This window comes from Pedobacter sp. TM02, assembly GCF_059705275.1.
The window spans coordinates 2134454-2157009 of record NZ_AP046530.1 but is presented as its reverse complement, the minus strand read 5'-3'; the positions used below and the strand labels follow the sequence as shown (position 1 = coordinate 2157009).

Annotated in this window: 15 protein-coding genes; 8 read left to right on the top strand and 7 right to left on the bottom strand. The window is 44.0% G+C overall.

Translation table 11 applies throughout. The features are described 5' to 3' along the window. Positions 1-263: 263 nt before the first annotated feature. The 7 genes from AC6H1S_RS09010 to AC6H1S_RS08980 all read left to right on the top strand — a co-directional run bounded on the left by AC6H1S_RS09010 (position 264) and on the right by AC6H1S_RS08980 (position 11559). Entirely contained in the window at positions 264-818 is a 555-nt protein-coding gene (locus tag AC6H1S_RS09010; protein ID WP_199139620.1) for an RNA polymerase sigma factor, read from the top strand. 97 nt (positions 819-915) lie between these two features. Next, on the top strand, positions 916-1977 hold the full coding sequence (locus AC6H1S_RS09005; RefSeq protein ID WP_497565961.1) for a FecR family protein: 1062 nt from the start codon (positions 916-918) through the stop codon (positions 1975-1977). 185 nt (positions 1978-2162) lie between these two features. Further along, positions 2163-5438 (top strand): SusC/RagA family TonB-linked outer membrane protein, encoded by a 3276-nt coding sequence (locus AC6H1S_RS09000; protein ID WP_497565960.1) that lies wholly within the window; start codon positions 2163-2165, stop codon positions 5436-5438. 19 nt (positions 5439-5457) lie between these two features. Further along, the gene (locus AC6H1S_RS08995; protein ID WP_497565959.1) at positions 5458-7047 is read left to right on the top strand and encodes a SusD/RagB family nutrient-binding outer membrane lipoprotein; all 1590 of its coding nucleotides are present in this window, start codon (positions 5458-5460) and stop codon (positions 7045-7047) included. A 162-nt stretch (positions 7048-7209) separates the two neighbouring features. Beyond that, a complete protein-coding gene (locus AC6H1S_RS08990) occupies positions 7210-9393 on the top strand; it encodes a leucine-rich repeat domain-containing protein (RefSeq protein WP_497565958.1) in 2184 nt (727 codons plus the stop codon). Further along, a complete protein-coding gene (locus AC6H1S_RS08985) occupies positions 9390-10748 on the top strand; it encodes a hypothetical protein (protein ID WP_497565957.1) in 1359 nt (452 codons plus the stop codon). Before AC6H1S_RS08990 ends, AC6H1S_RS08985 begins: the two co-directional genes overlap by 4 nt. After that, complete coding sequence (locus AC6H1S_RS08980) at positions 10735-11559, top strand: hypothetical protein (protein ID WP_497565956.1); 825 nt, start codon at positions 10735-10737, stop codon at positions 11557-11559. The genes AC6H1S_RS08985 and AC6H1S_RS08980 overlap by 14 nt, the downstream gene beginning before the upstream one ends. A gap of 1 nt (position 11560) precedes the next feature. On the opposite strand, the gene AC6H1S_RS08975 is transcribed toward AC6H1S_RS08980, so the two are convergent. Then, on the bottom strand, positions 11561-11971 hold the full coding sequence (locus AC6H1S_RS08975; protein ID WP_497565955.1) for an organic hydroperoxide resistance protein: 411 nt from the start codon (positions 11969-11971) through the stop codon (positions 11561-11563). 67 nt (positions 11972-12038) lie between these two features. Beyond that, on the bottom strand, positions 12039-14195 hold the full coding sequence (locus AC6H1S_RS08970; RefSeq protein ID WP_497565954.1) for an FUSC family protein: 2157 nt from the start codon (positions 14193-14195) through the stop codon (positions 12039-12041). A gap of 867 nt (positions 14196-15062) precedes the next feature. On the opposite strand from AC6H1S_RS08970, the gene AC6H1S_RS08965 reads away from it, so the two are divergent. Beyond that, positions 15063-16415 (top strand): PhoH family protein, encoded by a 1353-nt coding sequence (locus AC6H1S_RS08965; protein ID WP_497565953.1) that lies wholly within the window; start codon positions 15063-15065, stop codon positions 16413-16415. Here the strand turns inward: AC6H1S_RS08965 and AC6H1S_RS08960 are convergent. The 5 genes from AC6H1S_RS08960 to AC6H1S_RS08940 form a co-directional block, all read right to left on the bottom strand. After that, positions 16412-17620, bottom strand: coding sequence for a TCR/Tet family MFS transporter (locus AC6H1S_RS08960; RefSeq protein WP_199138126.1), 1209 nt, complete (start codon positions 17618-17620; stop codon positions 16412-16414). The genes AC6H1S_RS08965 and AC6H1S_RS08960 overlap by 4 nt on opposite strands. Before the next feature lie 33 nt (positions 17621-17653). After that, complete coding sequence (locus AC6H1S_RS08955; protein WP_497565952.1) at positions 17654-18364, bottom strand: endonuclease V; 711 nt, start codon at positions 18362-18364, stop codon at positions 17654-17656. Further along, a complete protein-coding gene (locus AC6H1S_RS08950) occupies positions 18364-19575 on the bottom strand; it encodes a DUF763 domain-containing protein (protein ID WP_497565951.1) in 1212 nt (403 codons plus the stop codon). The genes AC6H1S_RS08955 and AC6H1S_RS08950 overlap by 1 nt, the downstream gene beginning before the upstream one ends. A gap of 63 nt (positions 19576-19638) precedes the next feature. Continuing rightward, a complete protein-coding gene (locus tag AC6H1S_RS08945) occupies positions 19639-20388 on the bottom strand; it encodes a LytR/AlgR family response regulator transcription factor (RefSeq protein WP_497565950.1) in 750 nt (249 codons plus the stop codon). Between the two features lie 13 nt (positions 20389-20401). Then, complete coding sequence (locus tag AC6H1S_RS08940; RefSeq protein WP_497565949.1) at positions 20402-22468, bottom strand: tetratricopeptide repeat-containing sensor histidine kinase; 2067 nt, start codon at positions 22466-22468, stop codon at positions 20402-20404. Positions 22469-22556: the final 88 nt, after the last annotated feature.

Below are 22556 nucleotides of genomic sequence, written 5' to 3'. Positions count from 1 at the left end.
TTCAACAATGCTTGTAACATGAAGGCATTTAGATTCATTAAGCTATAACGGGTTCTTATCTTTCTTAATTCCTTAATGGTTCAGCCAAAGCTTTTAACATCAAGGCATTCAATTCTATTAATATAAAATGTGGTTCTTAATTTTCTTAATGTTTAAGAAATAAAGCAGTCATTTGACTGGCATAGAAGTATTTAGCCCCAAGCAATTTTTATGTTACTAATCTTGCCGATTTTAGTTAATATTGTGTTAACTAAATCAGCCCGATGGACAATAAATTAGCGCATCACCTGTTATGGGAACGGTTACGTTCTGGCGATAAAGATGCCTTTTTTGACTTGTACAAAGCACTGTATTATCCATTGGTCAATTTCGGCATTCGTGTATGTGCCGATGCGGATATGGCGGGCGAAGCCACGGATATGGTTTTTACCACCATTTGGGAAAAGCACGCTTCCCTAAGTCGCGTAGACAATATAGAGGCCTATTTGCGTACTTTTTTAAAACGCAAATTGCTGCGCATCATGGAACGCAAGCGTAAAATTAACGATGCCTTATTCAATGCTGGCGAAGATGGCGATTGGATGGAAATGAGCTATGAAGAGTTTATCGTAAAGGTGCAGACCGACGAACTTATCAAGCACCAGTTGAAAAATGCATTGGCCAAACTTACTTTCAGGCAAAAACAACTGATCCATCTTAAATTTTTTGATGGCCTGAGCTACGAAGACATTGCCACCCAAAGCAACCAGACCGTTAAAACAGCCTATAATACCATTTATGATGCGCTTAAAATCCTGCGAAAAGAGCTAAAAGCGTAGAGAAAGACCTGCGAATTTTCCTCATGTTAAAAAAAAGTTAAATTTCTCTTAGGAAAAAACACCACTTTTCGGCACTGTTATATAAACGACGATAACAATGATCGATAGAAGTCAATTCAATGCAGAAGATTTTCTTGTAGACAGCACTTTTCAGCAATATTGTGCCGGAACAGACAAGCTTTGCATCGAATATTGGGAAAAATACACCAAAGCCCACCCGGCCCAAGCCCAAACCATTGCCGAAGCCAAGAGGCTTTATGTTATTCTGAGCGGTAACAAACGTGCGATGAATCAACAAGTAGAGGCTTTGGAAACTCAAATTAACCCAGAAATTAAACCAGTTAAGCTCAGGAAATTGCTTTGGCTCAAGGTAGCAGCTGCCATTGTGCTGATTGCTGGCGGCAGCTATTTTTACCTTAGGCCAAGCTCAGGTTCCCTAAACAAGCAAACCGCAACGGCCAGGATTTTCACCACCTGCAGTGGCGAACGTAAAAAAATTACCTTGCCCGATGGTTCTACCGTGTTGCTCAATGCCAAAAGTTCTTTGTCTATTGGTGCCGAGTTTAACCAGAAATACCGTGAAGTGGTCTTGAAAGGCGAAGCGTATTTTGATGTGATACACAACAAAAACAAGCCTTTTAAAGTGTATACCACCGATTTCAACATCAACGTGTTGGGTACAGCCTTCAATGTCAAAGCTTACCCCGACGAAATCAGCTCTGAAGCTACGCTTATCCGTGGCCTCATCACGATGGAAGCCTTAAATGGGCAGGGTGGCATCATTACTTTAAAGCCGAGCCAAAAAGTAACCGTTTACAGAACCCTTCCTGCAAAAGAAAAAGCAAAGGTGCTGAAACCGATGGCGCCACACCCCGAAATTACCATCAATCATTATACGTTGATTAAAGACAGCACCATTGTTGAAACCGCCTGGACCCAAAACCGCATCGAAATTTACGATCAGGATTTTGACCAAATCAAGGCTGTGCTCGAAAAATGGTACAATATCGAAATCAGGTTTAAGAGCCCAGAAGTAGAAAAATACCGCTTTACGGCAACATTTAGTCACGAAACATTGAACCAAGCCCTAGAGGCTTTACAAAAAGTAGAATATTTTAAATATGAAATCAAGGGAAACCAGGTAATCATTTCCAAATAGAATAAAAAAAGGACGGTGTTGGCGCACCGCCCTTATGAATTCTTTTTGATTAAATCGATGGCAGTTTATGCGGAAACAGATCGCTGCCAAAAACTTATGCAACCAAAAAAAACAAAAATATGATTATTTATTACTTACCGCAAGAGCGTTCCCGCTATAAAGCGCTCCTTAAATTCATTATGCTAATGAAATTAACCTGTATAGTGGTTTTCATTACTTGCCTTAATGTTTCTGCATCGGTTTTTTCGCAAGAGAAAATAACGCTCGATGTAAAGAAGACAAAGCTGGCCAAGGTATTACAGATCATCGAACAGCAGAGCAACTACCATTTTGTGTACAGCTCGTCTTACGTGCCTGTGAACAGGATGATCAGCATTACCGTAACCAATACGCCTGTAACCGATGTATTGGCCACGGTTTTAGGCAAAACGAATTTAAAATATTCCATCTCGGCAGGTGGCTTGGTCATCATTAGCCGAAACAAGGACATCCCCATAACCGGAACCGTAAAAGATGCCAATGGCGGCGCGTTGCCAGGGGCATCGGTAAGGGTAAAAGGAACCACTACGGGGGTTTCTACCGATGTGAATGGCAAATTTGCACTGAATGTTCCCGAAAATGCCACCTTGGTTGTTTCGTATGCCGGTTTCCAATCAAAGGAAATCGTGCTGGGCACACAAACCAACATCGACGTGGTATTGGCAGAAGATACCAAGCAATTGGCCGAAGTGGTAGTAACTGCATTGGGCATTAAAAGAGAGCGTAGGGCCTTGGGCTATTCGGTAACCCAAATTGGTGGCGAAACCTTAACCCAAGCCCGAGAAAACAACGTGGCCAATTCGCTGGTAGGCAAAGTGGCTGGTTTAGACATCAGTTCTAGTACCGGTGGCGCGGGTTCGGCCACCAGCGTAACCATTAGGGGCGTTTCCAGCCTAAACCAAACCAGTCAGCCTTTGTACGTAATTAACGGTGTACCGATGGAAAACAAGCCGGTTGGGATCAACAATCTTAATCCTTCGGGCAACAACGGTACGCAATACGACAATTCTCCCGATTTAGGCGATGCGATTGGAAACTTAAACCCCGACGACATCGAAAGTATTTCGGTATTGAAAGGGGCCGCCGCCTCTGCGCTATATGGCTACAGGGCCAAGGCAGGGGTAATCTTGATCACCACCAAAAGTGGCAAGGGCAATAACATCGAGTTTAACAGCAATTACGTTGCCGAACAGGTGATGGATCGCACCAACTGGCAATATGTATATGGACAAGGTGCCAATGGCGTAAAACCTTCCACTCAACTAGATGCCGGTACTACCGGCGGTTCGAGCTGGGGCGCCAGGCTCGATGGCAGCAGTGTGATCCAGTTTGATGGGGTAAGCCGACCTTACGTTGCCCAAAAAGATAACGTGAGCAATTTTTATCGCACGGGAGGCAGTTTTACCAATACCTTGGCTTTCAACAAGTCGTTTACTGGAGGCGTAATGCGTATTTCGGCCAGTAACCTCAACAATAATTCTGTAGTGCCTAATTCAGGCTTGAACAGGCAGAGTTTTAACTTGGCCGGAACAGTTGATGCCATTAAAAACCTGACGATTGACGCACGCTTCAACTATATTCTCGAACAAGCCAAAAACAGGCCCATGGTTTCTGACGGAGCTGGCAATGCCAACTACAATGCTACTTTTTTGCCCACAAGTGTTGATATCAACAACTTAAAGCCCGGCAAAAAGCCCGATGGCAACGAACTTTCTTACAACACCAGCAACAATTATGCAACCAACCCCTGGTTTGCCGCCTACGAGTTCATCCATAACACCAAAAGAGAACGTTTATTGAGCTCTTTTAATGCCAGATACACTTTTGACAACGGATTGTTCCTGCAAGGCCGGGTAGGTCGCGATGCTTATAACGACCAGTATACTGCGGTTACGCCTTCAGGTACGGCTTATAACCCTTTGGGAGGCATGACCGAGCAACAAACCAAATTTGCCGACGTGAATGCCGACGCCTTGATAGGCAAAAGCTTTAAGGTAAACGATTTCTCGATTACGCCAAACGTAGGCGCCAGCTTTAGGCGTACCAAAATTACGCAAACCACCAATCAGGGTGGGGAATTTGCCATATTTGGTGTTTACAAACTCACCAATACCAAAACCAAGGCGCTCAACTATACCCAAAGCGACCAGGAAGTACAATCAGTTTACGGCACCTTGGAGCTGGCTTACAAAGATATCCTGTATCTAACCGGAAGTGGCCGTAGCGACTGGTTCTCTACTTTGGCTACGCCCGGAAAAGACAATAAGCTGAGCGTATTCTATCCATCGGTAAGCGGTTCGTTTGTATTTACCGAGCTTTGGAAACCATCGTTTTTAAGCTTCGGTAAAATAAGGGCTGGCTATGCTATTGTTGGCCAGGCCACAGACCCTTTCCAAACTCAGCTTTACTACAATTTGCGCAGCGAAACCATCAATGGTAAACCAATTGGCAATATTGTAAATCCTTACATTCCGAATTCAAGCTTAAAGGCTTCTAAGGCCAACGAATTGGAAATAGGTACCGAAATGCGTTTCTTGAACGACCGTTTGAACCTCGATGTTACCTGGTACAACAAAAAATCCAAAGATGAAATCATCAATGTAACCACATCAACGGTTACAGGTTATAGCGGTGCGGTTCTAAACTCTGGCGAATTGAGGAACAGGGGTATTGAAGCATTGGTATCGGGTGTAGTTTTAAAGAACAAGGATTTCAGCTGGACTTCCACTTTAAACGGCTCGTATAACGACAACAAAGTACTTACCTTAGCTCCTGGAACTGTATCGCAGCCTATTGCTACTTCGAGAACCGGGGTGGGTTTCTTGCAAAACCTGGCTGGCAAAGCCGCTGCCCAAGTAATGGCCTACGACTTTAAGTACGATGCCAGTGGCAATATTGTTAAAGACGTAAACGGTGCACCAGAAAGGGGCGACCTTAAGGCTTACGGTTCTGCCTTTAACAAATACACCGCAGGCTGGAACAACGAATTCGCGTATAAAAGATTTAACCTTTTGTTTTTAATAGATGGCAAATGGGGTGGCAAAATATTCTCGGCCACCGATTACTATGGCTATGTTTTTGGCTTGCATCAGGCTACACTCGAAAACCGGGATGCCTTGGGCGTAAACGCGGCTACTTATTATAGTACCTATGCCAACAACGTTTCTAAACAGTTTGTACAGGACGCCAGTTTCATCAAGTTTAGGCAACTGATGATCGGCTATAGCTTTCCAGCCAAAATGTTCAACAATAAAATTAAAGGCTTAAACCTAAGTTTTGTAGGGCGTAACCTGTTTATCTTGATGAAGAGAACAGACAATATCGATCCCGAATCGAGTTATAATGCCACTTTCCCAGGCTTGGAATTGGGCGGGGTACCGCCGGTGCGCACCTATGGCCTAAATTTAAGTGTTAAGTTATAATCCTTTAAAAAAATTGAAAATGAAAACGATCAGAAAATCATATCTAGTACTTTCAGTGTTTGGATTAGCCTTAACCGCAAGCTGTACCAAAGACTTTCAAGAAATCAATACCGACCCTGTTTCGGTTGGACAAGATAAATACGACCCTAACTACCTACTGTCTACCGCCCAATTAACTTATACCGGAAGCACCGATTTTGCCTACGAAACCTGGAGGGGCAACCTCATCTATGCCTCAACCATGATGCAGGGCTTTTCATCGGTAATCAGCTATTGGGCAGGCGACAAGTACATGCTCAACGAAGGCTACACCGCGGCCTATTGGGAAAAAGCCTATCCAGACCAGGTTAAATACATTGTGGATCTAGTCGAATCGACCAAAACAAAGCCTCAGTACAATAATGTTTACCAAGTGGGTAGGATTTGGAAAGCGCTTATTTTCGAGAGGCTAACCGATTTGTATGGCGATATCCCTTATTTCGATGCCGGACGCGGCTATTATAACGGTAACCTTTACCCCAAATACGATAGTCAGCAGGCTATTTATGCCGACCTGTTAAAGGAGTTGGACGAGGCCAGCTCGGCACTAACTACCGGTGGAGGTGCCGTCAGTGGCGATTTGATTTATGGTGGCGATATCAACAAATGGAAACGTTTTGGCTACAGCCTGATGCTGCGCATGGCGATGCGATTGAGCAAAGCCGATGCAACAATGGCCCAAAACTACATCAACAAAGCCATTGGCAAAACCATGACCAGCAACGACGATAACGCCTTTGTACACCATGATGCCTCTGGTGGACGTGTAACCAAAAACAGAAATAGCCAAGTCTTGCTGGGGGATGGCGGTCAGGAAAACTTTTACGTAAGGTGGAGCAATACCTTCGTTAATTACCTAAAAAGCAATGCCGATCCTCGATTAGGCAAAGTAGCAGTAACCAAGCTGTATCTTACCGATGGCGACAAAAGCATTAAAGGTCAAAACCCAGCCTACGATGCCACGCCAGCCAATCAAAAGGGAATGCCAAACGGCAAAGACCTGAGTGGCATTGCCGGTAGGGATGTACGTCAAGATCCTTCGTTTACCGCTTTTATCGACTATTCTTCTCCACATCCAGGCATGATTAAGGAAGATGGCAATACCTTTATCTTAACTTATGCCGAAACCGAACTGATGTGGGCCGAAGCGGCGCAACGCTACGGCATCAATGGTCCGGCAGCCACACATTACAATGCAGGCGTAACCGCCGCCATCACTTTCTTGTCGCAGTACGATGCGGCCATGGCCGTAAGCGCTGGCGATGCAGCTGCTTATTTAGCAGCACATCCTTATGTAGCAGCCAACGGGCTCGAAATGATTGCCACGCAATATTGGGCGCATACCATTACCATGCTCGATTTTTACGAAACCTGGTCTAACTGGCGCAGAACCGGTTTCCCAGCCCTTGTACCAATTGTTTACCCAAATACCAATACTGGTGGCTCCATTCCACGCCGTTTTCCTTATCCTTTATCAGAGGGCGTATCTAATGCGGCCAATTACCGTAGCGCCTCTGCGGCTGTTCCAGGTGGCGATAAGCTGGTGGGGAAAGTTTGGTGGGACAAATAACTTTAGCTCATCATCCCTAAATAAAAAGGCCGGTTGCAATTGCTCCGGCCTTTTTTATGGCCTAAAGGCGCATACTTACTTTTAGGTATTTTGCACATTCGATTTCGCAGGTGCTTTTGCATTAGCTAATTTGGTTCATTATTAATCAATTGACGCGCAGTTATGGAAATCCTAAAACGTCTTTCGCCTACCTTTTTAAGGTTAATTGCCTTCGTATTTGTCCTAACGCTCTGTGTGGCCGTGCAGCCTGGTGCTGCACAGCAGGCCACCAAAAAAAAGCCCGCTAAAACTACAGGTACAAAAAGCAAAACCAGCAAGATAAAGACAGTCGCAAAACCTGCACCGGCTAAACCCATGGAGACAGAAGAGGAAGAAGAACCCATGCCCGAACCAGAACCTCCGGTGGTGGCCAGGCCGCCTAGCTATGTAGACTATGAGCAGAAAGAGCGTTTTGTTACGATTGCCAAAGCCTTACCTGTGGCCGAACAAGTAGAATACCTCGACCTAAGCAAGCAACTGCTGAAGGTACTGCCTCCAGAAATCAAAAAATTTCAAAACGTAGTCCTGATTAATCTTAAACACAATCCTTTAAAGAAGTTCCCTGTCGAACTGTTAGAGCTCCCATCGCTTAAATACCTGCTATTAGACAGTACAGGTTTATCCAGTATCAAGCTCAGCGATGAAGAAATGGCCAAAGCCAAACAGTCGAATATCACTTTTATTTCGCTCAACGGCAATAAATTTGGCAGGTTTCCGGTACAATTGCTACAATTGGCCAAGCTGAACGAATTGAGTTTAGCGAATAACCAGATTTCGAGTTGCGCTTTCGAAAAAGGCTACGACCCAAGTACAAATGCACTGGAAATCATTTCGCTTCAAGACAACAGGCTGAGCGAAATGCCACTTAGCCTAGGCCAATTGCCGGCATTAACCAAGTTAAACCTGGCAGGAAACGACATCCGGTCGCTCGAGAAGCTGAGCGGCTATAAAAACCTCAAAAGCCTCAGGTTGAACGATAACCCCATTAAGGAGATGCCAGCTTCTTTTTACAATCTTTCTCAATTGGAAGAGCTCAACCTCGACCAAACCAAAATTACCGCTTTACCCGATTCTATCGGACGTTTAGCCAAGCTTCGCGCCCTGACCATTCCGGCAACTTTCCTCAAATTTCCTAAAGACTTTGGTGAGCTTAAGCTCTTGTACGAACTGTACCTCACTTACCAGAAGCCCATTAGCATGAGCAATGCCGAAGCCAATACCAAAAGGCTAACCGAATTTCCAACGGCAGTATTGCAATGCCAGCGGTTAAAAACACTTGTTATTGCTGGATTAGAACTCAATCAAATCCCTACAGAAATAGCGCAGCTTAAGCGTTTGGAAACCATCGACTTTAGCAACAGCAACCTTACAGCCTTACCTTCGTCGCTCTTTACCTTGCCCAGTCTCAAAACGCTGAACCTCAGTGGCAACAAGATAAAAGACATTCGCATTACCGCTGGTCAGCTTACGTCGGTAACCATGCTCAACCTGCAGAATTCGCCGGTTAACGGGCAATCGCTGATCAACTTGCGCAGGAACCTGCCGCAGGCAAAAATGAATTATTTTGATGTCGATTTTGGCCTCAATTTTACCAGTTTCCCCTTGCCCTATAAATCGAGGGCGCAGTTTAGAAACCTGTATGCGGCCTGCGACAAAAACGATCCGAATGCCTTTTTCGAATTGGGTCGTTTCTTTGAAGTAAACCAAGACTATGGCCTGGCAGAGAAATCCTATAGGGCAGTTGCCGATAATCCAGCGTTTACGGGGACTGGAAAAGCAATGACTTGTTTGCTTAAAATAGCCGAAATATACGACGATATTAAAAACGAAAAAAACTATGTTTCGCCTTATAAACGCAAACTATACGCCAATTATACCGATTACTCAACAACGGCTGCACAAAATAAGGCCCATACCATTTATGTACAGATCAGCGATACAGAGGCTAAAGACGCCATAGCCAAACAGGCACAGAAAAAGGCCAGGGCACGCCTGAACATGATCTGCAACGAAATGGCCGATAACCTCCAAAAGATTTACGAATACAACAATAGCGAAATCGAACGGCTGATAGGAGGGTCTGGCAATATGCAAAACGTATCGGCATTGGGCAGCAAACTCATGAACGATAGTGCCGTGCAAGGCAGTCAAACAGGCACTTTGCTTGGTGCTGCTACCAATATTTTTGGCAAGGTATCCTCAAGCGTAAAAGACGATAAAGCCGATCGGCTCAAAGCTGACAACCAGCGTTTAAAAAATGAAATTGCCAACCTGAGGTCTACTGCCACCAAATACATGTCGCTATGAGAAAATTGCTTTTGATGAGTTTATTATGGCCTATGTTTGCCCTGGCGCAAGAGGTAGATAGGGCAAGTTACCAAAAGCGGTTTGACGATTGCAATGCCGAAAAAGCAAGTTTAACCCAAAAGCTCATGGCCATGAGGCAGGATAAGAAAACCTCTTTAGAAGAGTTTCGCCAAGGCCTTTTTTGTAGCGATTGCAAGCGCAGCAAAACGGAAGTTGAAAAACAAGACCGCATCGATTTTCAAAGCCATATTGCGGCCGGAGCCAAAAGCGGCAGGAGGGTAGTGGCCGCAACGGCAGAGCAGATAGCTAAAAAAGAGCAGGAATATAACAATAAAATCAGTCAGCTCGAAAATAGCGTGGATGGCAAAAGGTTAGATTGCGAGCGCATAAATGCCCAATACCTGAGCGCTACCAAACAAGCCCAACAAAAGCAGCAGGATTTAGCGGAAGCCGACCAGAAAAAGCAGCAGCAAATGGCTACCGTCAATGCCAATGCTGCCGCAAACGAAAAACAAAAGCAACAAGCCTTGGCTCAGCAACAGGCATTAGCCGAATTGGAACGTCAACGCCTGCTGCAACAGCAAAAAGACAACCTGCTGGCCGCCAACCAGACACAGCTCAATAATGAAATGGCTGATAACAATGCCAATACCCAATCAAAGCTAGACCAGCACCGCGCCAACAATACCCTTGATGATGTACCCCAAGACAACTACAAGAGTGATGCAAGAGAAGTAGTGAGAAATACCAACAGCAGAACTTTGGCCGAGGCTGCTTTTGAAAAGGTCCAGCCGTCGCCCTATCTCAAAAATGGCTTGGAAAGTTTTACCAATTACATTAAAGAAAGGGGTAAGCGGCTGAAAGAGAAATGGGTAGATTACGAAGTAGCCAACGTGGCTACCATTTTTGGCATCACACCTTCAAAAGATGAAGAAGAAGCGGCATTGAGCAGGGAGTTTAACGGACTAAAGGATGACCTCAATCCCAAGAACTTTAAAGACAGGATCATTGGCAAAATCGAAGAGAAATCCAGACAGTTCGCCACGAAATACCTGCAGGATTTCGTAGACAAAGACCCTGTACTTAAAAAGTACACCAGCATATTCGAACAATCGAGGGCTGAAGTCAAAAAGTACGACGCCATTACCCTAACCGAATACCATAAGGAGATCAGGGGACACGTTGGAAAGTTATTTGACGCCTTTGACGACAGCGATACCAGCGAGATAGAGGCGATAGATAAAGAGTTTTGGCAAACTTTGCCTAAGAAAACCTTTGGTTTGCTGCGTCACTATGTAATGCAGAAAAAAAGTCCGGTTGAAGACATTAAAATTATCGTAAATGGCAACAATTAAATGGGGCAACATTTGTTTGCTTCTGGTCTTCCTGCTCGGCTTTAAGGTAAAGGCCCAAAATATAGATGTAAAAGAACTGATCAACATCAACAAGCCCTTTGAGCAGAGCCTGTTTCCCAAAGTTAGCCATGCCATCCATAATTTTGCGGTTATCGATCCCGGCCTGTCGGTTGTGCCAATTGCGGGAGGCATTTACATTGCGGGCTGGAAAAAATGGTTTTTGGCCCCATCGGCTAAGAGCATTATTCATGCCATCGATTACCTGCCCAATGATACTTCGGTATACCTGATCGCCGAAAAAGAGGGGAAGAAAATGTTGTTGCAACTAAATGGGGCCGCAACAAACAATACTCCGGTATTATTGGCATATCTACCTGGTGGCAGCTACAATATCAGATGCGTAAATAAGAACCTGATGTATATCATGGGCAGGCAAGACAAGCTTTGGAAGGTTTGGAAGTACAACGGCAAGGAATTGCAGCTCTTCTTCGAAAGCGAAATAGCCATTAACGATATGGCCACCACCACAACAGCTGTAGTCATGGCCATTGGCCACACGGTGGTTTATTATGGGCCTAAAGTATCAAGAGAAGTAATTAAGCTCGATCTCAAAATAGACGGCATAGCCATAGCTGCCGATGGAACCCTGTTTGTTTCTACAGAAAAAGGCATTCTTCATTACCTTTCGCCAGAATACATTAGCGATGCCGATATTGTAACCAGTTACATTCATGGCAAATTGAGGGTCTTTAAAAATACCCTGTACGTATTATGGCGCGAGCAGAACCAGGTCTTGGAATTAGGGCTTTAAACTATACTGCGGTAACCCTTGTTTCGATATTGCCTCTGGTTGCTTTCGAATAAGGGCATGCCCGATGCGCCTTGTCTGCCAGTTGCTGTGCTTCTTCATGGCTGATGCCTGGCACATGAACATCTAAATCGGCAGAGAGCACAAAAGCATTGCCGTCTTTGTTAAAGGAAACATGCACATTGACATGGGCTTCGCTTACATCAATGCCATCATGGGCCGCCACACTCCCTAAAGCCCCTAAATAACAGGCACCCCAGGCCGCCGCAAAAAGTTGTTCTGGATTGCTTGCCCCACCTTGACCACCCATTTCTTTGGGCTTCCTTAAATCAAAATCTAAAATGCCATCACTCGATTTAATGTGGCCATCTCTACCGCCTATAGCCGTAACAGATGCCGTATATAATTTTTCCATATCATTTCGTATTAATCCCTTAATTAACAAAATGGATATGAACTTGTTTGAAAATGAATGTTTGCTGCTAGATTTTGATCTTTTCGCTCAACTTAAAAATATCGTAGGCTACCTTCTGAATCAAATCAAACTGTTCTTCAATAATCATCGTCTGATTTTCGCCGGGCGGGCCTTCTTCGTGCTTACGCCTGATTAGTGGTACGTTGCTGGGCTCTTCCTTATGGATTTTGAGATTGGTTGCCGAATGATTGAGCAGGTAAACCGTATTATCTATCATGGGCCTCAGTTCTTCAAAATTAAGGTGCACAAAAGCATGTTCCTTTTTGTACAGCGATAAGGTAGCCGTATACGATGACAGCAAATGGTTAAGTACGGTAAACTGATGCAGTTCCTGGATGTACAGTTGCTTGCTTTTGGGTTCCGAAAACATCCGCTGAAACAACGACGACAAATTTGAAGAACTTACATAAACCCCTTTTCGGGCCAATTTGTAGTTGGTCAGGTTAGGACTTTCCTCGAAATAAAGAAGCGTAACCTGCTCGAAATATTTGGTGTTGGCCGCTATAATTTCAATCATCGCTTCCTTTAGCTTCTCGTGTTCCCAGTTGGGGAATAAAGAGTAGCTGGCCAAAAGTGCAATTCCAGAACCAATCAGTGTGTCATAAATTCGTTCCCTGGCAATAGATAAGCTACCCATGCCTAAGAAATCGAAAAGCACGAGAATGTAAGGGGTCATGAACAGCACGCTCACCACATAGTTTTTGCGCTGAAAGCTGTAAGACCCGATCATGCAGATCAGCAAAATCACAAAAAGCGTATGCTTATCGTGAATATACACCAAAATGCCCATCCCGATAAAAGCGCCTACCACGGTTCCGATTAAACGCTGGTAGTTTCTTTCCTTGGTTAAGCTAAAGCCAGGTTTCGAAATCACCAGTATGGTCAATAAAATCCAGTAGCTATGGGCAAAATCGAGACTTTTGGCCACCACAAATCCAATCAGCATAACAATGGCCACACGCAGCGAGTGCCTAAAGGTTGATGAGCTGAAGGTGAGGTTGTCCAGCAAAAGCTTGGCATCAAAGCTTTGGCGCGTTACAAATTTTTCTACGTCTATTTCGCGCTTGGTCAGTTTTTTCTTCTCGCTTTTGTTGAAATAACTGTTGATGGTTTTAACGCGGCCCACAATATTTTCGATGTTGACTTCAATATTTTTCAAGGCAATCAAGCCCAAAGTATTGTATTTCTGCTCGCTATTGCTTTCCATTTCGGTAATTGCGGCCTTCAGCTTAGCCACATCTTCTACCAGACGATGGGCGAGGGAAGGCGTACCGCCGCTTTTAAGCGCAAAGGCAATCTCGTCTAACGAAACCGCGATTTTATTGATTACCCTTTCGTACCTGGGCAAAATGTCGGCCGAATCGAACTGCTCGTGCAACTGCTTGTAATTGTAGTAGGTAGACATGACCTGCTCAAACAGGTCGACCATATCTACAAAAACCAAGAGGAGAAACCTGCCTTCCGGTGTCGATTCCCTTACAAATTCGCGGGTTTTAAAAAGTACTTCGCGAACTTCTTCCTGTTTTTCGTGCACATCAACCTGTAGCTGGAGCAATTCGGCATAGTTCTTCTCGTAATTGGTGTTCTGGTGATAGAATTTGGCCTTTGCCCTTAGAAATTCGGCCACTTCCAGAATCGAATCGCTCAAAGTTTGCTGTACAAGTCGATAGGGGCGTATGCGGTACATAAAATAACTGAGCAATGTGTACCAAATACTTCCGGCAAAGACCAACATGGCATAAAAAATTACCTGTTGCCAAGGCCTCACGTCGTCTATGCTCAATACCATGATCAGCAAAACCGAGGTACCCACAGAAGCTGCCCTGGCGCCGTACAAAAAAAACATGGAAAAGATAAAGCTGCAAATAACCAGCAAAGTACCCGTAAAATAAACGCTCTTGTTGGTTAAGCCCACCACAATAGAAATCACAAACAAGAGTAGCGTGGTAACCAGCATGGCATTGCGGCGATGCACAATGGGCCCGGGAGAGTCAACTACGCTAATGCACAAAGCCCCCAGCGATAAGGTCATGCCATATTGCAGCATCCCGAACTGTGCCAAAACAAGCGAGGGACAGAGCACTCCAAAAGTGATACGCAAACCGTCGGCGAAATAAGTACTGAGTAAAAAATCCTGTATGTTTCTAACGGGTTGCTGGAGCATGATACAAATTTACAGATTTGGCCTTAAAGGCTCGGTCTTTTTGGTATATAAAATTCCAAGAGTTGGCGCGCTTCGACTAAAAATAAGCAGAATTCCGATTCAAAAAAATACGTTTTGAGCAAGATTTTGTGAAAAACACAGGAAATCAGATTGTTAATAACAATGTGCTGATTTGCAACAATAAAGCAAATAAGGCATGGAAATGCATTTTTTTAGTTAAATCCAATGTTAACAAACTCATTTATAAAGGTTTATAACTTGTTAAGAAAATAAATCGTTTTTTCTTGACAAACATTGCTGTTCCTGCTAACTTAGACAATATCAATTACGAAGTACTTTGACAGTTTGATAGGATAATCCAAAACAGAAATGAAGTCGAAAGGCTAAAATTTCTGGGAGTATTCAAAAAGCAAAGCAAATCTGACAGAACGTCGAAAGACTAAAGTCGGTTTATAATAAATAAAGTCTCACGACGGCATTTTTATAAAGAATGAAGCCACTCAGAAATCAGATCATTTGAAAGAACAGATGGATTTGGAGAGAGCTCAGGTCGCAAGACCCATATTGATTTGAACAGCTCGTATCAAACATTATTGCAGACTGTGGCATTTTACGGAGTAAAGCAGGCTGACAACAATTTGAAAACGGACGATTGGTTTCGCAAGGAAGCAAACGGTAACGAACAAGGTCAAGTATGGTATTGATGCCTTACTGTTAACTACGGTTAACTTTAAGGTTAAAACGGAGATCTAAATCGAAAGAGGCAGGTCTCCGTTTTGCTTTTTGGGAGATTTCAGAACAGAATACCATAAGGCATGTACGAATAAAAAATCTATTTTTTTTGCTGATAAAGCTTAAATTTACGTTATGTCCACGAAGAGCAAACCAGATTCCAGTCCGTCAAAAAAAATATTTGTACTCGACACTTCGGTTATTTTATACGATCACGATGCAGTCAACAATTTCCAAGAACACGATGTAGCCGTTCCTGTATTGGTTTTAGAAGAGCTCGATAATTTTAAAAGCGGCAACGACACGCGCAATTTCGAAGCCAGGAACTTCATCAGAATCATCGATCAAGCCTCAAAAAAACACCTGATCAATGAATGGTTCTCTTTGCGCAAAAACAGTTTGGGCAAATTCAAGGTGGTACTGAATGAAAGTCCCAAAAGTATGGATGCCGAAAAACTCTTTGGCGAAGGCAAATTCGATCACCGCATTCTAAATACCGCATTAGCCCTGCAAGAAGAGAATCCAGGGCAAAAGGTCATTCTCGTTTCTAAAGACATTTGCCTCAGGCTAAAGGCCAAATCGCTTAACCTGCATGCTGAAGACTACGAAACCGGCAAAATCAAAAATGCCGATGAGCTGTACAGTGGTAAAACCGAATTGAAAGATGTTCCGCTCGAACTCCTCGACGATATTAAAAAAAACACGATTGTGGAAGCATCCGGTTTGGAGCTGCCTTATAAGGATTCCAATCATTTCTACAGTTTAAAAAACAAGAAAAGAACCCTCATTGCAGCTTATAGTGCAGTTACCAAAACCCTCCGTTTGGTAAATCAGGAACCGGTTTTCAATATTTCTCCGCGCAATGCCGAACAAGCCTTTGCCATTGATGCCCTGCTTAATCCCGACATTAAGCTGGTTACCATACAAGGCAATGCAGGTACCGGAAAAACCCTGCTGGCCCTGGCTAGTGCTTTGGAGCAACGGAAGGATTTCAGGCAGATTTACATTACCAGACCCATTGTGCCGCTCAGTAATAAGGACATTGGTTTTTTGCCGGGCGACGTGAAAGCCAAGGTAGATCCGTACATGGCCCCGATATGGGATAACCTCAAATTTATCAAGGAGCAGTTTAATGGCGACGACAAGATGCTGGCCAAGATCGACGAGCTGATCCGTACCGAAAAAATAGAGATTGCGCCCTTGGCCTTTATCCGTGGACGAACCATTACCAAGATATTTTTTATTATTGACGAGGCTCAGAACCTTACCCCGCACGAAATCAAAACCATTATTTCGCGGGCCGGAGAACATACCAAAATCGTTTTTACGGGAGATATCTATCAAATTGACACGCCTTACCTCGATTCGGAAAGCAACGGACTTTCTTACCTCATCGAAAACGCCAAAAAGCACCCGCTCTACGCACACATTACCCTGCAAAAAGGAGAAAGGAGCGAACTGGCCAACCTGGCCAACGAACTGCTCTAATGGTGTTTTCTGAGCGTAGCAACAATGATGCACAAGGCCACCAAGGTCAGTAGCGCACTAAAAATGAAAGGAGCACCGGGAAAATAAATACCATGATTGTTTCCTATGAAATACGCAAAAATATAAGCCATTGAAAATGGGCCAATGATAGCACCTGCGCTTTGCATGCTGGTCAGGATACCTTGGATTTCGCCTTGGGCATTATCAGGTACCTGATTGGAAATGATAGTTTGCATAGCTGGATTTCCAATACCCGCTAAACAATAAGGAAGAATAAAAATCATCATCATTAAGCCGTTGGGCGCAAAAGCAAAGCAGGAAAAACCAATAATATAGAGCGACATCCCTAAAATGATGGCTTTTTTATTGCCAATTTTAGGAATGACAATCCTAATCAGGCCACCTTGCACAATGGCAACGGCAATACCAACCACGGTTAAAGAGTACCCAATCATGGCTTCATTCCACTTGAATTTCTCAATAACATAATAGCCCCAATTAGATTGCACGGAATGACTGGCAATATAAAGCAATAGCAAGGCAAAAACCAGCCCTATAATGGTTGGGTATTTAGAAACGCTAACCAAAGAGCCAACCGGGTTAGCCCTTTTCCAGGAAAATTCGCGCCTTTTTTCCTTCGCCAAAGATTCTGGCAAGATGAAATAGCCATACAGCCAGTTTAAAAGTGCCAAGCCAGCGGCCACCATAAAGGGAACACGAAGCCCAAAATGGCTACATAAACCGCCAATCATGGGGCCAATGATGAATCCAATGCCAAAGGCTACACCAACCATTCCAAAATTCTGTGCTTTCTTTTCTGGCGTACTGATATCGGCAATATAAGCCATGGCCGTCGTAAAACTTGCCCCCGTAATTCCGGCAATAATACGGCCCACAAACAGCCAGGCTATAGTTGGGGCAAACGACAACAAGATATAATCAATGCCTAAGCCCAATAAAGAGATGAGCAAAATTGGTCGCCGGCCAAATTTATCACTCAAGCCTCCTACAATAGGCGAAAAAACAAACTGTGCAACTGCATAAGCCACCAATAACAAGCCCCCATATTCTGAAGCTACGGCTAATGATTTTCCTGAAAGTTGCCTAACCAAATTGGGCATTACAGGAATAATGATGCCAAAGCCGATACAATCGATTAAAATGGTAATGAATATAAAGCCAAGGGTTGATTTTTTAGTTGTCATGCCGTAAAAATAGTTGATTTGGGTTTATCAGGCTCAAAATAGTTCTGGAATTTGTTCAACAAGCTTAAAACCGGCTTTCAGTTTTCCGATCCTAAACTCATTAACCACTTCATGAGCCAATCGCGTAGGTTCTGGAATTCGGTACTTGCCAACACATTGTTTCATGATCAAAAGGCTTTTGGGCAAGCTTAGTCCATAACCTGGGGAAATGTATACGGGCTTGCTGTTTGCTTTGGTGCGTAAGGCATAACCCAGCAAAGTTGACTGTTCGTGCATTTCGCTAAAAGAATATTTAAGGCCGTTGGGTTCTTTGTATTTGCCATATAGCGAATTTTTGGCACAACCAATGGTAGCCTGATGGGTTAAAACACCAAAATGTGAAGCAATTCCCATCCTCCTGGGATGCAATATGCCTTGTCCATCCAGTACCACCACATCGGGCTTAAGGCGCAGTTGCTCCCAAGCTTTTAGCAAAGTAGGTACTTCCCTAAAACCCAAAAAACCGGGTATGTAAGGAAAATCGCTAATTCCGGTGGCTAGCGAATAGGCCTTCAAAGTCATCTGGGGATAGCTCAATACCACAATGGCTGCATAAAACAGGTTACTGTCTTTATTGTACGAAATATCTGCTCCGGCAATGGTATGGATAGGCTGATGGTCTGGGATTTCAAATCGGAGATCCTTTCTCATTTCCTTTTGCAGGGCAATGGCTTCGGGTACGGTTAATTGATTGTAATCGATCATCAGAATAAGGCTAATTGGGTTGATGTTGGTGGTTTGGCCTTCCCAAAAACCGTTCGGCCACCATATTTCCACGAATCGGCTCTTTCTTTCGCAAGCAATTCGTCGAAATTTCCATTGGGCACAAAATCGTCTTCCACGCCTGCAGCTATTTTAGACAGGGCTTTGATGGCCTGCGATTGCTCCGAACGGCCCAGTTTTGATTTGTAGATGGCATTTTGCAAAGTGGCAAGGGTTTCATCATACACCTTGGTAGGAACAGGGAAGGGGTGGCCATCTTTGCCGCCATGTGCAAAAGAGAACCGGGCAGGATCTTTAAACCTAGCCGGACTGCCATGGATCACTTCGCTTACCAAAGCCAGCGATTGCAACGTTCGAGGACCTAAACCCTCTAAAAGCAACAATTCTTCGAAATTGGCAACGTTTTTTTCCTGTGCCAGCCATAAAACTGCTCCCAAGCGTTTCATATCTATGTTTTCGGCACGCACATCGTGATGATTCGGCATCACCAATCTTTTAACCTGTTCAATTTCGGCAAGCATTTTAACCGGCGATTCGGAAGCGATATCCATAATGGATTGTTTTAGCGGCTGGGCCTGCTTGTCGGTCAGGTTGAGGATAGCCCCACGATTTTCGCCATACACAAAGGTGTGTGGCTCTTCTGTAAACGACTGTAGGGAAGGGGCATGCCAATGGTATCGCCGGGCTGTGGCACTGGCATTGCTCATGCCTTGCTGGATAACTGTCCAATTGCCTTCATTGCTGACCACAAAATGATGCTGATAGAGCTGAAAACCATCTTGAACGGCAGTATTATCAACCTTTGCGCTTAACTTGCTCGACCGAACCAACGAATTGCCGTCCAATCCATTCGATTCGGCGTATTTTAGCAACTGGCTAGGAGCTAATTTAGATTGATTGCCCTTGCCGCCACAAATATACAGGCCAAATTCTTTAGCATTGGGATTGATGCTGCGCTTGAGGGCACCCATTACCGAGGTAGTGATACCCGATGAATGCCAATCCATCCCCATAACGGCACCCAAGCTTTGGAACCAAAAAGGATCGCTCAACCGGCTCAATAATTCGTTTTTTCCCTTATGGGCTAAGATTTCTTCTACAATGGCACGACCCAGTTTTGCCATGCGCTCTGCCAGCCATAGGGGAACAAATCCATGGTGCAAAGGTAAATCTGCTGTGCCTGCCTTTTTCATAACACTAACAAATTTAGTATTTCATTTTTGGATTTTAAAATAAAAAACTAAAAATATTAGCTTTTATAATTCTTGTAAAATAGCCAATAGATCACGTACCCTTTCTTCGGCAACGGGTAGTTCTGTTTTGTCGTTGAGCAGCATGGTATAGCCAACGTTTCGTACTATTTTTTTGATAAACAGCACATTGACCATTACACTTCGGTGTACCCTTAAAAAGTTTTTGGTTCCCTCGAGTAGCTGCTCAAAATGCTTTAAATTCTTGCTGACCAAATGATGGGTTCCATCTTTGATGGAGATGTGTGTATAACTTCCTTCGGCCTTAAAGAAACAGATATCTTCAACATCTACGATTTCAAATCCGCTGGCCACGGGCAACACCATCTTTTTTTGCGCGCTGTTTAAAAGATTATGCTTCAATGCAGGCAACAACGCTTTGGTGGTATGATGGGCTACAGAAGACAGCTTTTCAATGGCGGCTCTCAGCTTGTGTTCCTGCAAGGGTTTCATCAAATAATCGATAGCACACATTTCGAAGGCTTTAAGCGCATATTCGTTAAAAGCCGTGGTAAAGATGATTTCGAAGTCGATTTCTTTTGGATCAAAAAACTCCAACAACTGAATACCACTGTACACCGGCAGTTCTATATCAAGAAAAACCACATCTGGTTTATGCATCCTGATACTCCGTACGCCCGACGGCAGGTCTACACATTTGTCTGCCACCTGCACCAAAGGTTCTATATCGTTCAACATACTTTCCAGCAACTTGGCTGCATGGTATTCATCTTCTATAATAATTGCTTTATACATGATTTTGAGCGATTTAATCTAAAGAATTAGGGATGAGCAATACAACTTTGGTTCCCAGCGGCGAACCGTCGCCGGCTTTTTTATCGATGATTTCGAGGGCAATTTTTTGTGCCTCCAGGTGCAGATTAATAATATCGATTCTTTTCTTATTGGCATCGTTGGCAAATGACCGGTGACCATTGCGTTTGCTGTTGAGCCATTTGCTCTGCTCGCGACCAATGCCGTTGTCGTCTATAATGATTTCAAGCGTATCCTCGATTTGGTTGGGTACGTTTATTTCAATCAGCAGTTGCTTTGTGTTGTTGCTGTGCATAAGTCCATGTTTAATGGCATTTTCTACAAAGGGTTGGATCAGCATGGGAGGGATATAGAAATTTTCGGGATCAATGGCAGGCGATACCCTTAAAACAATATTGAGCTCTTCGCCAAACCTTGTTTTTTCGATATCGAGATACAAGTTGAGCAGGGCCAGTTCTTCGGCCAGCGATATGGTAGCTTTGTTGCTGTTGTCTAATATTTTTCTGGTCAGGTCGCTAAACTTGCCTAAGTACTCGCCAGCCAATTTTTTATTGTCCGAATAGATGTAGCTCTGGATGGTATTTAAGGCATTAAAGATAAAATGCGGATTCATTTGCGAAATAAGCGTAGCCACGGTGTTCTGGTTCATGTTTTTTTTGTACTCGGCCTCTTGCAGCTGCTTGTTCATTTTCTCGTTGTGCAAATCGTTATTCAGGCGTACCTGTGCTAACCTGTACCTGTAAAGGAAATAAAAGGCAATGAGGCAGAAGATAATCAGCGTGAGAAAAAAATAGAGCCATTGCTGCTTTACTTTTAAATGGTCTAACACCCTTTGCTGGTCGAGGAACTGAATTTTACTGGCCTGCAATTTATTCAGTGTATTTAAAGAATCCTTTTCTTGATTGTATTCGAAATCCATTTGATGCAGCGCAATGCTTTTGTTCATTTCCGCATTGTAAACACTGTCTTTAAAATCCGAATAATCCTCATAGGTAGCTAAGGCGGCATAAGGCTGGCCCAATAATTTCTGTACCTTAACCAAACCATGCTGCGCAATGGTCAGCGCGTCCCATTGCTTGGCTAGGAGTGAAATGGAAATGGATTTCCGAAAAGCGGCTTCCGAGTGGCGCAACTGGCTTTTCAGTACCGTATCTTGAACATACTTTGTGTCTGGTTTTATTTTTACAGACACCAGGTTGAGGTAAATTTGACCGATGTTGTTCTGGCATTCGGCTGCATAATCCTTGCCCATGTTGCCCGGCAGCTGATCGAACAAGCGGAAAGCCTCCTGGTTATAGAGTAGCGCATTTTTCGAATCGTTTTTCCTGCCATAGATTTTGGCTATGTTGAGCAGCGTGCGGGGAATATCATCTTTGGCCGGATTGGTTGCGGCGATCTGTCTAAAAATCGACAAGGCATCGGTAGCCAATTGCAGCGCCCGGTTGTAATGGCCTGTTTCCATTTCGATAATTCCCATCAGGCTTTCGTAGGCCGCCACATCTCTTTGGCGGTGGAGCTTTTTGGCCAGGTCTACCGATTTTTGCAGGTAATTTAAGGCCTCCGAATAATTTCCCTGAATCTGGTAAGCGCTGGAAATATTGGCTTGATAGCCCAAAATCTTTTCCTGATCATTGATTTCGCGTGCAATAGCTACTGCTTTTTGATAATAGCCCAGGGCTTTATTCGGATCAAAACGCAAATAGATATCGGCTATGTTGTGGATATTACGTGCCATCTGTGCCTTGTCTTTAAGCCTCGTATTGATCTTTAGGGCCTTGAGGTAGTAATCTTGCGCCTTTAAAAAATTGCGCTTGGCCCAATAATTGGCGCCTAATGCATTGTAAGCCAATGCTTCGCCTTTGCCAAAACCGATGCGCCTGGCCAGTTGCAGGCATTTTTCGCCATAAGCAATGCCTTGCCTTGGATTAATAGGAAAATAAGCAAATGAAATGTGGCTCAAGGCAATAACCTTGTCGCTATCGTTGGTCAGTAAAGGAAGCTTTCGCTGCAGCGAATCTATCCGTTGCTGTCCCTGTTTTTGCGCATAGGCAAAAGCCGACATACACAATCCGACAAGCAGCAGGCACCAATATTTGGCAGGAGGGGGCATCACATCTTAAAAATAGGAAAAAAATAAAAGGATGCCTTAA

What these genes read in the sequence shown, in the direction of transcription:
- AC6H1S_RS08950 (WP_497565951.1), bottom strand. Translation starts at nt 19,575, where the DNA reads ATGAAAAAGGCAGGCACAGCAGATTTACCTTTGCACCATGGATTTGTT.
- AC6H1S_RS08985 (WP_497565957.1), top strand. Translation starts at nt 9,390, where the DNA reads ATGAGAAAATTGCTTTTGATGAGTTTATTATGGCCTATGTTTGCCCTG.
- AC6H1S_RS08995 (WP_497565959.1), top strand. Translation starts at nt 5,458, where the DNA reads ATGAAAACGATCAGAAAATCATATCTAGTACTTTCAGTGTTTGGATTA.
- AC6H1S_RS08975 (WP_497565955.1), bottom strand. Translation starts at nt 11,971, where the DNA reads ATGGAAAAATTATATACGGCATCTGTTACGGCTATAGGCGGTAGAGAT.
- AC6H1S_RS09010 (WP_199139620.1), top strand. Translation starts at nt 264, where the DNA reads ATGGACAATAAATTAGCGCATCACCTGTTATGGGAACGGTTACGTTCT.
- AC6H1S_RS08970 (WP_497565954.1), bottom strand. Translation starts at nt 14,195, where the DNA reads ATGCTCCAGCAACCCGTTAGAAACATACAGGATTTTTTACTCAGTACT.
- AC6H1S_RS08940 (WP_497565949.1), bottom strand. Translation starts at nt 22,468, where the DNA reads ATGTCGGCTTTTGCCTATGCGCAAAAACAGGGACAGCAACGGATAGAT.
- AC6H1S_RS09005 (WP_497565961.1), top strand. Translation starts at nt 916, where the DNA reads ATGATCGATAGAAGTCAATTCAATGCAGAAGATTTTCTTGTAGACAGC.
- AC6H1S_RS08955 (WP_497565952.1), bottom strand. Translation starts at nt 18,364, where the DNA reads ATGATCGATTACAATCAATTAACCGTACCCGAAGCCATTGCCCTGCAA.
- AC6H1S_RS08945 (WP_497565950.1), bottom strand. Translation starts at nt 20,388, where the DNA reads ATGTATAAAGCAATTATTATAGAAGATGAATACCATGCAGCCAAGTTG.
- AC6H1S_RS08980 (WP_497565956.1), top strand. Translation starts at nt 10,735, where the DNA reads ATGGCAACAATTAAATGGGGCAACATTTGTTTGCTTCTGGTCTTCCTG.
- AC6H1S_RS09000 (WP_497565960.1), top strand. Translation starts at nt 2,163, where the DNA reads ATGAAATTAACCTGTATAGTGGTTTTCATTACTTGCCTTAATGTTTCT.
- AC6H1S_RS08965 (WP_497565953.1), top strand. Translation starts at nt 15,063, where the DNA reads ATGTCCACGAAGAGCAAACCAGATTCCAGTCCGTCAAAAAAAATATTT.
- AC6H1S_RS08990 (WP_497565958.1), top strand. Translation starts at nt 7,210, where the DNA reads ATGGAAATCCTAAAACGTCTTTCGCCTACCTTTTTAAGGTTAATTGCC.
- AC6H1S_RS08960 (WP_199138126.1), bottom strand. Translation starts at nt 17,620, where the DNA reads ATGACAACTAAAAAATCAACCCTTGGCTTTATATTCATTACCATTTTA.